We start from the raw sequence: 12,940 nt of genomic DNA, 5'->3' as shown, positions 1-12,940 counted from the left end.
AGGCGGGCGATACGGTGTCGTCCGATCTGCCGCCCGGCAGCCTGTAGCGCAGCGTGGATGCGAGGCGCACCGTAACATCCACCGCTTTCCGCGTGTGCGCAGCGAATATCGTTGAGAAGGGCGCGGTGTTGGATGTCACTGAGAACTGACCCGGCATTGTCACCGAGATCTGACCCGCCCGGTCGTTATGTTTGCTAATTCATGATGGCGTCAATGCTGCTGTCTCCTTCCGTTTCTTTTTGGCTGTCTCGGAACTGGCTTTGAAGCGGTAGCTGTCGTTGCCGGTCTCCAGAATGTGGCAGCGATGGGTGAGGCGATCGAGCAGCGCCGTGGTCATCTTGGCGTCGCCGAAGACGCTTGCCCACTCGCTGAAGCTCAGGTTGGTGGTAATGACGACGCTGGTGCGCTCGTAGAGTTTGCTGAGAAGATGGAACAGCAGCGCACCGCCCGAGGCGCTGAACGGCAGGTATCCCAACTCGTCGAGGATCACCAATTCGGTCTTCACCAGCGCCTCGGCGATCTTTCCAGCCTTGCCTTGGGCTTTTTCCTGTTCCAGTGCATTGACCAGTTCGACGGTCGAGAAGAAGCGCACACGTTTGCGGTGGTGCTCGATGGACTGGACGCCGATGGCGGTCGCAACGTGGCTTTTCCCAGTGCCGGGCCCGCCGATCAGAACCACATTTTCGGCCGCGTCCATGAACTCGCACCGATGCAGTTGGCGCACGAGGGCTTCATTGACCTCGCTGGCGGCGAAGTCGAAGCCGGACAGATCCTTGTAGGCCGGGAAGCGTGCGGCCTTCATGTGATAGGCAATGGAGCGCACCTCACGTTCGGCCATTTCAGCCTTGAGCAGCTGCGACAACATCGGGATTGCCGCATCGAATGCAGGCGCTCCTTGCTCCATGAGATCATGCACGGCCTGCGCCATGCCCGGCATCTTCAGGCTGCGCAGCATGATGATGATGGCGGCTCCGGCGGGGTCATGACGCATGGCGTGTGCCTCCCCGCAATCCGTCATAGCGTGCGACGTTGGCCTCAGGTTCCTTCGTGAGGACGAGGTTCGAAGGCGGCGTCACATCGGGCTGGTCGGTCGGCGTGCCATCCACCAGCCTGTGGAGCAGGTTCAACACATGCGTCTTGGTTGGCACGCCCGCCTCCAGCGCCATTTCCACGGCGCATAGCACGGCCTGTTCATCGTGATGCAGGACCAGGGACAGGATCTCGACCATCTCGCGATCGCCTCCGGGCTTGCGCAGCATCTGTCCCTGCAACTGACGGAATGCCTCCGGCATCTCGACAAACGGGGCGCCGTTACGAAGCGCGCCCGGCTTGCGCTGGACCACGGCAAGGTAATGGCGCCAGTCGTAGATGACGCGGCCAAGTTGCCGGTGCGACCGTTCAATGATGCGCTGATGCTCGCAGACCACGCTCCCTTCCGCCACGATCACCAGCCGTTCGGGATAGATGTGCAGACTGACGGGGCGGTTCGCAAAGCTGGCAGGCACAGAGTAGCGATTACGCTCGAAGGTGATCAGGCAGGTGGGTGATACCCGCTTGCTGTGTTCGACAAAACCATCAAAACCCGTAGGCAACGGCATCAGCGCGGGCTTCTCGACCTCCCAGGCATCGGCAATGCTGCCGGGCAGGCTGCCATGCGCGGTCTCAGCCCATAGTGCCTTGCACCGTTCCTCAAGCCACACATTCAGCGCATTAAGATCCGGGAGGGCCGGCATCACCTGCCAGAGCCGGTGGCGCGCATCGCGAACATTCTTCTCGACCTGGCCTTTCTCCCAGCCCGCCGCCGGGTTGCAGAAATCGGGCTCAAAGACGTAATGGCTGGTCATGGCCATGAACCGCGCATTCACGTCGCGCTTCTTGCCGGCACCCACACGATCCACCGCTGTGCGCATGTTGTCGTAAATCCCGCGGCCAGGCACGCCCTCGAAGACCCGGAACGCGTGCCAGTGCGCGTCGAACAGCATCTCGTGGGTCTGGAGCAGATATGCCCTCACCAGAAACGCGCGGCTGTGCGACAGCTTGATGTGAGCCACCTGCAACTTGATGCGCTCGCCGCCAACATTGGCCCAGTCCTCGCTCCAGTCGAACTGGAACGCCTCGCCCGGTCGGAACACCAGCGGCACGAATGTCCCGCGATCGGTCGTCTGCTGCGCGCGCTGCCGGTCACCTTTCCAGTTCCGCACAAAGGCTGCGACCCGCTCATACGAGCCGTCATAGCCAAGCTGAACCAGATCAGCGTGCATCTGCTTTGCGGTGCGCCGGTCCTTGCGCGACTTGCGCTGCTCCGTCACCAGCCAGCCTGACAACTTCTCCGCATAAGGGTCCAGCTTGGTCGGCCGCGCCGGCGTCAGGAACCGGGGTTCAACAATCCCCGCCCGCAGATACTTCTTGATCGTGTTGCGAGACAGCCCAGTCCGCCGCGCAATCTCGCGGATGGGCATCTTGTCCCGCAAAGCCCAACGTCGAATGACGCTCAAAAATCCCATGTCGATCACTCCAATATCCCCCGACAAATCCCGTCAGGGGCAAGGTTCCACATGGGTCAAATCTCAGTGACAATTTCGACGGCTGCTGGGTCAGTTCTCAGTGACATCCAACAGCTTGGCCAACTGCATCGCGCTGTGCAGTGTCGTGGCTTGGCGGGTATCCTGGTTGACTATGCTCAGCCGCGAGGCGCCTAACATGGCCCCTGCGGCGGTCTTCACGGACGCCGAGCGCCACCTGCTTGAGTACGCGACGCCGGACAGAAAGAGCCAGGCGCCGCGCGATCTTGATTTCTATGTCAGGACCGTCGCACGGCTCGGTGGCTATCTCAACCGCACTTCTGACCCGCCACCAGGTACGACCGTGATATGGCGGGGCCTCTCCCGCCTCACCGATCTCGTCGAAGGAGCACGCATCGCAACGCCGCCGCCGGACACTTGTGGGTAACTGCAAGCCGTTGACCACCCTGGCCAGAACGGTCGCATCTTCCGCTTTACCTCTCAGCCAAATCTCTCCAATTCTTCGTTGATGTCATCGATCAGTCCGGCGCGTCGCACGGCTGCCTCCCCCACGTGGCCCACATAGGACACGGCCAGAAGGCGCAGTAGGCTAACCATTGTTGTGTGGGTCTCGATCAGTCCGTAATTCGCGATATGGCAGCGCAAGACCATGTCGGCAAAGCGCTTGGCCTGAGCTAAATTGGTGTGATCCGTGATCATGATGATATTGACCCGGGTCGTTCGTGCGTGTGACAAGATTAGATTCAAGTCCTTGGATTGCGGCCCCTGTGCCATGACAATGAGCACATCACGCGGCCCCATCATGGCCAGGTCTTCGGCTAGGGTGCCTTCGCTGACATTCACCGCATTGACGTTGTGCCTCAGCCTGAGAAAAACGGCACGGGCGTAGCGCGCGAACCAGATGTTGCTGTCCAACCCCAGAAACCAGACCCTAGGCGCGTCCGCGATCATTCGGGACGCCTGACGGAGAGCATCGGGGTCCATTTCCTCAAATGTCCGGTTGAGGTTCACAAGCTCCAGCTCGAGATGCTCACTGATCTTCCGGCCCAGGACCGGATTTCCATTGGGTGATACCGAATAGCTGTAAGGCTGAGTTCGGTCTCGCTCCTCCCTCGCCTGGACTTTGACTTCTTCGAAATCGGCATAGCCAAGCGCACGAAAGAACCGCGCGGTTGTCGCCTTTGACACATTCGCGAGGGCCGCGAGTTCCGTCGCAGAATGTGTTTCAATAATCGTCGGAGACGCGAGAATCACCTTCGCCAACTTCTGCTCACTTCTTGTCAGGCGGGAGATACGTTCTTGGATTCTCAGGGACAACCGTGTGGACAATATATAGCCTTTTCAATATCTTGTTATTTTTCTTGACTCGCTGAAACAATGGTTTCATATTTCTGAAACGATGGAACGATACTTGAAACCATGAAACAGCACACTGAAACCGTAGGGGCATATCGTGTCAAAATCAAACATCATCCGCCAACAGATCTGGGGAAAACTGAAAGACGTGGCCAAGCCGGACACACGGTTCGACAAGAACTTTGCAGAGGTCATCCCAGATTTCGAAGGTTCTGAAACAGCGACCAGGCGCATTCTCGACATGAAGGCTTTCCAGGAGGCCGAATTCCTGTTCGTAACGCCAGACAACTGCCTGGTAGACTTGCGATGCCACCTGATCGAGATGAAGAAGCCTTTTTTCATGTCGACATACGGGATCTATCGTGGGTTCCGATACATCGAACCCGGGAGTGTTCCGAAAGGGGACGAATTGTATGCCGCATGGCTTGATGGGATGGAGCATTTCGGGAAGCCGATCTCGCTAGCAGAGATCGCCCATCACGGCAAGATTGACTTCCTTGTGACGGGTGCCTCAGCCGTGTCGGTCGACGGGGTGCGTTTCGGCAAAGGCCACGGCTTCTTCGACCTGGAATGGGGTATGTTCACCGATCTCGGCCTCGTGGGTGAAGAGACGCCGGTTGTTGCCGCCGTGCATGATTGTCAGGTCGTTCAAGAAAAACTGCATCCGAGCCCAACGGACATTCTGGTTGACTACATTGCCACCCCCGGAGGTCTGCACGAGGTCGAACGCCGCGCCAAGCGTCCGCACGGCGTGATCTGGGATCTGCTGGAGCCCAAGCAAATCGACCAGACGCCACCGCTTCAAGAGCTGCGTGCGCTGCAAGGTCTGGCTCCGCCCATGTCCTGACGCAAAGACACCACTGATTTTCAACACCAGGAGTTACCAATGGCACAACCGATCAATCGAAGAACTTTCTTACAATCCACCGCCGCCGCCGCAACTGTCGCCGGACTTCCGCGCCATGCTCTTGCGACGAGCCCCTTTGCAATGCAGGCGTCCTGGATCAACGATGCAGAATTTGCCGGCTACTTCCTGGCGATTGACAAGGGGTACTACGACCAGGAAAGGCTGAATCTGACATATCTTTCCGGGGGGCCCGACGTAATTCCCGAAAGCACGATCATCGCGGGCCGGGCTGATCTAGCGCTAACGACGCCAGACACAACGATCCGGGCCATTTCCCAACAAGGGGCCAAATTTAAAATCATTGGAGCACAGTATCAGAAGAACCCGATCGGCGTTGTGTCTTTGAAGAAGAACCCAATAAGCGCGCCCTCCGACCTGGTTGGGAAGACAATTGCCGTTCCGCCGGTGAATACCGTTACAGTCGAGGCGTTGTTGAACCTAAACGGAATAGATCGGAATGCGGTCAATATCGTGCCCTATGCGTATGATCCGACACCGCTGGTTCGTGGTGAAATCGACGCCTCGCTGGATTTCACCACGAACGTTCCCTATACGATCTCCCAAATGGGCGAAGAGGCGCATTCCTTCTTACTTTTCGACTATGGCGTAACCCTTTTCAACGACACAGTCGTCGTGACCGAAGAAACACTTGCGAGCAAACGGGCCGAGCTGGTGGCCTGGCTGCGTGCAAGCCGCAAGGGTTGGGACGAGAATCTCGCGGACCCGACGGCCTATCCTCCGCAGTGGGAAGGGTCGTGGTTCAAGGGCACTGGCCGCACCATCGAAAACGAGATTTTTTTCAACAAGGCTCAGAAGGACCTTATCGTTTCGCCGAATGGTGTGTACTCGATGTCGGAAACGGCGATTGAGCAAAACCTCGAAGCGCTTAAGGCCATTGGGATCAACGGCACCCGCGACATGTTCGACACCACGCTTCTCGAGGAGATCTGATGCTTCAGGATCATGGTATCCATCTGCGCGCCGTCCACAAGACATACCGTGGACGGGGCTCGGAGGTCGAGGCGCTTAAGGATATGAACCTGGATTGTGCGCCAGGTTCATTCACCGCTCTAATCGGGCCGTCCGGCTGCGGAAAATCCACAGCCATGCGCGTTGCGTTGGGTTTGGAGGATTACGACAGCGGAGAAGTACGGATCGCTGGAAAACCGCCGGCCGAAGCCACAGCTGGCGGTGTCACCGGAGTGGCCTTTCAGGACGCTGCACTGCTTCCCTGGAGGTCGGTCGAGCGCAACGTATCGCTTCCTTTGGAGGTTCTGAAGCGTGATCCCGAGAAATACCGTCATGAGATCGAAAAACTCATCCAACTCGTTGGGTTGAGAGGCTACGAGAAAGCATTGCCTGGGCAATTGTCCGGCGGCATGCGGCAGCGTGTTTCGATCGCAAGATCGCTTATCACTGAGCCGGAAGTGCTATTCATGGATGAGCCCTTTGGTGCGCTGGACCAGATCCGCCGGCGCAAGATGAATGTCGAATTGCAGCGGATCTGGATGGAAACGGAGTCAACCGCGCTCCTCGTCACCCACGGTATCGACGAAGCGGTGTTTCTCGCCGATAACGTGGTCGTGATGCATTCAAATCCCGGACGGGTGGTCGAGGCCGCGGAAATCCCCTTCGCGCGTCCGCGTAAGATGGAGCTGTATTCCGACCCAGATTTCCACGCATTGTGCGAAAAAATTGCAAGGGTGCTTCATGGCGAATAAATTCGAATTTCTTCGCAGCGCCCTATTCCGCAACCTGGCCATTTTGCTTCTGGCCTGGGAGTTCGTTGGTCGAATGGATTGGGTGGCTGGTGGGGCGCTTCCTGGGCTGACCGAAATCCTGGTGCAATTCTGGGCAGATCGCGGCGATTATCCCGGCCATGTCGCTGCAACGGTATATGCATCAACACTGGGATTTGTAGTTGGAAATGTGGTCGCCATTGGTGCAGGAATCGTCTTCGTCCTCTTTCCGACCCTGATGCGTTTAACGCGCGGATTCAATATTGCCGTCTTTGCTTTACCTCCCATCGCGATTGCCCCCATTCTTGTGCTGACATTGTCAGGCATGGCCCCGCGTGTGGCACTCGCTGCGCTAGGGGTTTATTTCGTGACAATGAGCGCAACTGTCGTTGGGCTGTCACAGTACGACACCCGTGCGGCTGATGTGGTACGCGCCTACGGCGGCAAAGACTGGCTTGTGATGAAATTTGTGCGTTTGCGCGGTGCCGTGCCCGACATACTCAGCGGCCTGCGTATAGCAGCACCGAACGCAGTGCTCGGGGCGATCCTTGCGGAGTTCGGTGGCGGCGGGCGCTGGGGGCTCGGGACCTATCTACTGGGCTCCCTCGGTCGCGGTGATCCGGCCCGGCTTTGGGGCATCGGGCTAGTTGCGACATTGATCGCCGGGCTAAGCTATCTTGTCTTTGCAGTCATTTCGACCCGAACCCTGGGCAGTACGCGCTCAGTAACACTTAACACGGCTATTCCGGATGCGGATGGTGATGCCGACAAGCCGGTCCTGGTACGCGTGGCGATCTCTGCCGGCGCGGTCCTCTTTCCGTTCATTGTCTGGTGGGGTTTCATCAAGCTTTCGGGCGTGCCGGACTTGATTGCCAAGACACCGCTCGGTGTTGTCCAATACCTGTTCGCCACCGATACGTCCCACATCGCGCGGGCAAAACTTTGGGCTGCTCTGATGGAGACGCTACCGCTCACTGCGATCGGCATGATTGCCGGACTTAGCTTTGCATTTCTGCTTGCCATATCGGCGCGGATTTTCCCCGGTTTCATCCGAACCTTCATGCCGATTGCCCTTGTCACGCAAACCATGCCGCTCGTGGCCCTGACACCGCTTCTCGTGCTGATACTGGGACGCGGACACTCGGTCACACTTTGGATCACGATCTCAGTGACGTTCTTTCCGGCCTTCGTTCTGTTGGTTCAGGGGATTCAACGTGTGCCCCATTCGGTACTCGACCTCCCGCGAGCCTACGGTGCATCCGCGTGGAACGAGTTGCGCATGGTCTCCATCCCGGCCGCCTTGCCATATCTCTTCGCCGCGACGCGCTTGACAGTTCCGCGTGCGCTTTTGGGGGTGATGATTGCTGAATGGCTCGCGACCGGGACTGGCCTTGGCAACCTGCTGAACCAATCCCGCGGATATCTGGACTATGCCATGATCTGGACGGTCGCCGCGGTATCCGTCTGCCTGTCCGTCGTATTCTATTACGCGGTTCTAATCGTGGAACGCCGGACGTTAGCGCGCTTGGGAATGCAGGCCGTGGAATGAGGAGACTGTCATGCAACCGCTCCAAACACTTATCGCACAAGCCCGCGGCCGGACAGACGCCGATCTCGTCCTGCGCGGCGGCCGCGTTCTGGATACCGTGACAGGAAGGTTTCTGGAAGGAGATATTGCAATCTGCGGGGAGACCATCGTCGGGATATGTGATCACTATGAAGGTCAACAGGTCATTGACGTGACAGGCAAGTATCTGGTTCCCGGGTTCATAGACACGCATCTGCACATCGAAAGCTCCTGCGTGACGCCGTTCGAATTCGATCGCTGCGTCTGCCCCAAGGGCGTCACAACGGCAATATGCGACCCGCATGAGATTGCCAATGTGGCGGGAGCCGAGGGCATCCGTTATTTTCTCGATGCCAGCCAACACACGATCATGGATATCGTCGTGCAGCTGTCGTCTTGCGTTCCCTCGACGGCCATGGAAACCACCGGGGCGACGCTCGACGTCAATGACCTGATCGCCTTCCAGGATCATGCAGCAGTGCTCGGGCTCGCGGAATTCATGAACTACCCCGGCATTATTAACGCGGACCCCGATGTAATGAAAAAGCTGGAGGCTTTCCGGGGCCAGCATATAGACGGTCATTCGCCTCTGCTGCGGGGGCGAGACCTGAATGCTTATGTCTCGGCTGGGATCCGAACGGAGCATGAAGCAACCACATCAGAAGAGGCGTTGGAAAAAATGCAAAAGGGCATGCGCATTCTGATCCGTGAAGGATCGGTGTCTAAGGACCTGGAAGCGCTGACGCCACTTATTACGGAACTCAATTCTCCCTATATTTGCTTTTGCACGGATGATCGCAATCCGCTCGATATCGCGGAGCAGGGGCATCTGGATCATATAATCAGGACCGCCATAGCCCGGGGGGCCGATCCTTTTTCAGTTTATCGTGCCGCGAGCCTTTCTGCCGCAGAGGCATTTGGCCTGAAGGATCGAGGGCAGATCGCTCCCGGCAAGCGCGCCGATATCGTCGTGCTCGATGATCTGGCGACCTGTCGCGCTGAAATGGTTCTGTCCGGCGGCCGTGTTGCCGATGATGCCGAATTCGCTGCGCGAAAAATCACCGAACCGATCGCGCGGCAATCGGTCAAATTGCCACTAATCACCGCGGATTCCTTTCGGTGCGAGGGCAACCGAACCCAGACGCCGATCATTGGAATCATTCCAGGAAAGATTATTACCGAGCACCTGATCGAAGAAATCCCCCCGGAGGCAGGCGACAAATACCCGGACCCCACTCAGGACTTGGCTCGGGTTGCAGTAATCGAACGGCACGGCAAAGTCGGGAATATCGCCACTGGCTTTGTCCGCGGGTTCGATATCCGACGCGGCGCCATCGCGGCAACGGTTTGTCATGATCATCACAACGTCGTCGCGGTTGGTGTTGATTATGACGACCTTGCCCTTGCAACCATCCGCCTACAACAGATCGAAGGGGGGTTCGTCGTGGTGCGCGACGGCAAGATTCTGGCCGAGCTGGCCTTGCCGATTGCGGGCTTGATGAGCCTTGAGCCGTTTGAGCGTGTAGAAGAAAAACTGCGTGACTTGCGCACTGCGGCAAAAACTCTAGGAGTATCACTCGAAGAGCCGTTCCTGCAAATGGCCTTTCTCGCGCTTCCTGTCATCCCGCATCTGAAAATTACCGATCATGGAATGGTCGATGTCGACCGCTTCGAAGTGATCCCCTGAATGCTCCCAGGACATTGTTCTCTCGCTGGAGAAGGCCCGGTCTCGGAGTCAGCCTGACTTACACAACGCGGCGTGGCGTCCGGGATTGTCTCACTCTTCGCCTCGATCTCGTTAGCGCCGTCTCCCCGTATTCGGTCATGTTCATTTCATGGTTTCCAGGAAGAAGGCCAGCAGGCTGGCGAGGTAGACGGGGCAGAGCCAGAGCAGCAGGACGTGCAGCAGGTCGCCAGGGTCAGGCGGTTTGCGCTTCATCTCCACCCTTCCCGTAGATGTCGTTGAGCACGACGAGGGCTTCCTCGATGAACTGGTCGTCCTCGGTCTCCAGCCAGCGAGCGATCAGGTCCAGGAGGTAGGCCTCGGGCGAATCCAGTTTGACGTGCGGCGGCGCGATTTTCTGGGGCGGGCGCTTGTAGCGGTCGTCGAGACCTGATTTGCTGGCCTGGAACTCAATGAGGAAGACCAGGTCGCAGCCCAGGTGGGCGAGGTGCGGCAAGCCGCTCTCCGGGTCGTGGGTCTCGCCGTCGATATAGGCGAAGAGGTGACTAAGGCCGCTGTCGGCGCATTTGCACCAGCTGCCTACTGCTGCGCCATTTGTCCTTGCTGTACGTCTTGGCGCCGAACTCCAGGACCCGGGCAATGCCCAGGATCATCTCGCTGCTGAGGTCGTCGGGGCCGTTGGCCATCAGCACCCGCCAGACACTCGACGGGAAGAAGTAGAGCTGCAGCTTGCCCGTGTTGTAGCGAAGCATCTCTGTCATGCGCCGATCCGCAGGCAATCGGAGAGGTACTCCAGGTGCTGGAAATGGTGATCCCAAGGGTGTTCCGTGGCCGGGAGTACGACCCCGAGCGGCCGACGTTGTCGTGTACAGGCCGGTCGGGATCGACTGCACCGTAAGCTTCAAGGGTCGGCGCTACAGCGTTCCGTTCTGCTTCGTCGGCCAGTCGGTGGAAGTGCGCGGCCTCGCGGGTCGGGTGCAGGTGCTCAAGGACATGGCGGTAGTCGCCGAACATGCCCGTGGCACGGCCGAGCCTGTTGTGCGCGACGAGGAACATTACGAAGGAAAGGACACGGATCGCGTGCGTGCCCCGATGCCGCTCGGCCGGATGGGCCGCCGCATGCAGGAGATCGCCGCCAGCGGGGTTCAGCACCGCTCCCTCGACCTGTATGCGCGCCTCACCTGCTTTGTGCAACATGTATAACCGCCCCTTGCGCAAGAGGAATCTTCGGAGCTGATTTCGACGCGTCACCGGGTGCTGACATGTATCCGGCCTCGTATGCGGCGTCATACATGCCGCGGGCCCGCATGGTGTTCGAAGATCGGGTCCAGATCAAAGCCGCGTGCTCATAGGCACTCTGTTGCGCACTGGTTCCCCCGATCCCGTCTCACGACTGTTGCGCCAAACTGCTCCTTGCCCTCTTCCGCTCCGACGCCCTCGCGACCTACAGCTGGCTCATGCCGCCGTGGCCGGAGACTGGTATACGCCACCCCGGGCCATCAAGGCCCAGACGATCCGCGCTATCTTGTTCGCCAGCGCAACGCGCACCAGCATTGGTGGCTTGCGTGACAGCATTCCGGCCAACCAGGTGCCCAGTCGGGCTTCGGTATGAACGTGGCGCTTGATGATGACGCTGTTGGCGCCAATGATCAGCAGCCGCCTGAGGGACCGTTCGCCCATCTTCGTCGTGGCCCCCAGCCGTTGCTTGCCGCCTGTCGAATGCTGGCGGGGCGTGAGGCCAAGCCAGGCTGCAAAATCCCGGGCCTTGTGGAACGTCTCGGGCGGCGGTGCAGGGGTCGCGATGGCCGTAGCGATCAGCGGACCGATGCCCGGCACCGTCATCAGGCGGCGCGCCACGTCGTTTTCCTTGGCCCGGCGGGCGATCTCGGCATCGAGCTTGACAATCTCTGCCTCCAGCTGGGTCAGCGCCGCGATCAGCACCTTGAGTGTGGGGATAGCATCGGCTGGCAAGCCGCTTTCCGGGTCTTCGACGATTGCAATCAGCTTCGATGCATTCCCTGCCCCCTGTGGCGCGACCTGTCCGAACTCGCTCAAATGCCCTCGCAGTGCATTGATGGCTTGGGTCCGCTGCCGGATCAGAAGCTCACGCACGCGGAACACCATCGCCGCACCCTGCGTCTCTTCGCTCTTCACAGGTACAAAGCGCATCGTCGGACGCAGCGCGGCCTCGCAGATCGCTTCGGCATCGGCTGCATCATTCTTCTGGCGTTTGACAAAGGGCTTCACGTAGGCGGGTGGGATGAGCCGTACATCATGGCCCAACTTGCCGATCTCACGGCCCCAGAAATGAGCGCCGCCACAGGCTTCCATCGCGACAACACAGGGCTGCAACTCGCTGAAGAAGGCCAGCACCTGACCCCTCCGCAACTTCTTGCGCAGAACAGGCTGCCCCGCTCCATCCGCCCCGTGGGCCTGAAACACATTCTTCGCCAGATCGAGCCCGACCGTGATAATCTCCGACATGACCGCTCTCCTTTGTGGATCGTTGCAGACCCACCTTGGCACATTGATGCCGTCGGGGGGCGGTCACATCATCAAAGCCGGTCCCAGCACACTGAATGGGATGAAGATGGGCGTTACCGCAACCGCTGCACATGAACCCATTGCCTCGCGCGTTGTGCTGGAAAAAATCGGACGCAGTGTAGATCTACGCGCGACCTTGCGGCGATGTGGTCTCTACGCACCGCACGACGACGGGGTGCCGCCCAGCGTGCTCAGTTACTTGGGTCAATATGGCGGCTCCGATCCAATCCTCTTCAGGAGTGAAGCCGTGTCACAGAGCTAGTGGCATTTTCACCGTCTGTATGGCTGCTTAGGTGTTCAGTCCCGGCATCTGGTGGATCGGGTCGAGGATGAAACGATCCGGCTCTGAGGTCCAGACCTTGCAGATGTATTCGTATGGTGTGAGGCCACCGAGGGTCTTGAGGCGCCGGGCGAAATTGTAGGCTGCCATGAAGTCTGTGAGGTGTGTGCGCAGTTGATCGTGGCTGTCGTAGTGGAAGCGCTTGACCGTCGCGTCCTTGATCGTCCGATTCATCCTCTCGACCTGGCCGTCCCTCGGGAAAACAGTCCCCCGGACTGTTTTCTGATCCTCGGAACTCCACGGGTGGTTGGGTTTGGTTAACCGGTGTTCGATCCTGTTCG

At 58.9% G+C, this 12,940-nt stretch carries 15 protein-coding genes; 7 read left to right on the top strand and 8 right to left on the bottom strand.

The window, feature by feature from the left end:
• The 3 genes from C6W92_RS16760 to istA all read right to left on the bottom strand — a co-directional run.
• A partial coding sequence (locus C6W92_RS16760) for an IS3 family transposase (protein WP_164989282.1) occupies positions 1 to 134 on the bottom strand: 134 nt, incomplete at its 3' end.
• 65 nt (positions 135 to 199) lie between these two features.
• Complete coding sequence (gene istB, locus C6W92_RS16755; protein ID WP_129435206.1) at positions 200 to 991, bottom strand: IS21-like element helper ATPase IstB; 792 nt, start codon at positions 989 to 991, stop codon at positions 200 to 202.
• Complete coding sequence (gene istA, locus C6W92_RS16750; RefSeq protein ID WP_129435208.1) at positions 981 to 2,504, bottom strand: IS21 family transposase; 1,524 nt, start codon at positions 2,502 to 2,504, stop codon at positions 981 to 983. Before istA ends, istB begins: the two co-directional genes overlap by 11 nt.
• Positions 2,505 to 2,604: 100 nt before the next feature.
• Here istA and C6W92_RS16745 point away from each other — a divergent pair, with 100 nt between their 5' ends.
• A complete protein-coding gene (locus C6W92_RS16745; protein WP_347232818.1) occupies positions 2,605 to 2,949 on the top strand; it encodes an IS4 family transposase in 345 nt (114 codons plus the stop codon).
• A gap of 53 nt (positions 2,950 to 3,002) precedes the next feature.
• Here the strand turns inward: C6W92_RS16745 and C6W92_RS16740 are convergent, their stop codons facing one another.
• Complete coding sequence (locus C6W92_RS16740; RefSeq protein WP_277815906.1) at positions 3,003 to 3,839, bottom strand: MurR/RpiR family transcriptional regulator; 837 nt, start codon at positions 3,837 to 3,839, stop codon at positions 3,003 to 3,005.
• Positions 3,840 to 3,975: 136 nt separating this feature from the next.
• Between C6W92_RS16740 and C6W92_RS16735 the strand changes: the two genes are divergently transcribed.
• From C6W92_RS16735 to ade, 5 genes are read left to right on the top strand one after another with little or no spacing between them, the layout of a single operon-like run.
• Entirely contained in the window at positions 3,976 to 4,725 is a 750-nt protein-coding gene (locus C6W92_RS16735) for a 5-formyltetrahydrofolate cyclo-ligase (protein ID WP_129435202.1), read from the top strand.
• Between the two features lie 39 nt (positions 4,726 to 4,764).
• Positions 4,765 to 5,736, top strand: coding sequence for an ABC transporter substrate-binding protein (locus C6W92_RS16730; protein WP_129435200.1), 972 nt, complete (start codon positions 4,765 to 4,767; stop codon positions 5,734 to 5,736).
• Positions 5,736 to 6,506, top strand: a complete 771-nt coding sequence (locus C6W92_RS16725) for an ABC transporter ATP-binding protein (RefSeq protein WP_129435198.1) — start codon at positions 5,736 to 5,738, stop codon at positions 6,504 to 6,506. Before C6W92_RS16730 ends, C6W92_RS16725 begins: the two co-directional genes overlap by 1 nt.
• Positions 6,496 to 8,073, top strand: coding sequence for an ABC transporter permease subunit (locus tag C6W92_RS16720; protein ID WP_129435196.1), 1,578 nt, complete (start codon positions 6,496 to 6,498; stop codon positions 8,071 to 8,073). Before C6W92_RS16725 ends, C6W92_RS16720 begins: the two co-directional genes overlap by 11 nt.
• A gap of 10 nt (positions 8,074 to 8,083) precedes the next feature.
• Positions 8,084 to 9,778 carry an adenine deaminase gene (ade, locus tag C6W92_RS16715; protein WP_129435194.1) on the top strand — a complete coding sequence of 565 codons (1,695 nt, stop codon included), beginning with the start codon at positions 8,084 to 8,086 and terminating at the stop codon, positions 9,776 to 9,778.
• A gap of 232 nt (positions 9,779 to 10,010) precedes the next feature.
• Here ade and C6W92_RS18060 read toward each other — a convergent pair whose 3' ends face one another.
• Both C6W92_RS18060 and C6W92_RS16705 read right to left on the bottom strand, forming a co-directional pair.
• Positions 10,011 to 10,415: a dATP/dGTP diphosphohydrolase domain-containing protein gene (locus tag C6W92_RS18060; protein WP_241691197.1), complete on the bottom strand. Its 405-nt coding sequence runs from the start codon at positions 10,413 to 10,415 to the stop codon at positions 10,011 to 10,013.
• Positions 10,321 to 10,536 carry a hypothetical protein gene (locus tag C6W92_RS16705; protein WP_129435190.1) on the bottom strand — a complete coding sequence of 72 codons (216 nt, stop codon included), beginning with the start codon at positions 10,534 to 10,536 and terminating at the stop codon, positions 10,321 to 10,323. The genes C6W92_RS18060 and C6W92_RS16705 overlap by 95 nt, the downstream gene beginning before the upstream one ends.
• Before the next feature lie 103 nt (positions 10,537 to 10,639).
• Here C6W92_RS16705 and C6W92_RS16700 point away from each other — a divergent pair, with 103 nt between their 5' ends.
• The gene (locus tag C6W92_RS16700) at positions 10,640 to 10,978 is read left to right on the top strand and encodes a hypothetical protein (RefSeq protein ID WP_129435188.1); all 339 of its coding nucleotides are present in this window, start codon (positions 10,640 to 10,642) and stop codon (positions 10,976 to 10,978) included.
• 252 nt (positions 10,979 to 11,230) lie between these two features.
• Here the strand turns inward: C6W92_RS16700 and C6W92_RS16695 are convergent, their stop codons facing one another.
• Entirely contained in the window at positions 11,231 to 12,259 is a 1,029-nt protein-coding gene (locus tag C6W92_RS16695) for an IS110 family transposase (RefSeq protein ID WP_129435186.1), read from the bottom strand.
• Between the two features lie 349 nt (positions 12,260 to 12,608).
• A partial coding sequence (locus tag C6W92_RS16690) for an integrase core domain-containing protein (protein ID WP_164989281.1) occupies positions 12,609 to 12,940 on the bottom strand: 332 nt, incomplete at its 5' end.

This window comes from Roseovarius sp. A46, assembly GCF_004126395.1.
Classification (GTDB): domain Bacteria; phylum Pseudomonadota; class Alphaproteobacteria; order Rhodobacterales; family Rhodobacteraceae; genus Roseovarius; species Roseovarius nitratireducens.
This window is presented reverse-complemented; position numbering and strand designations above follow the sequence as displayed.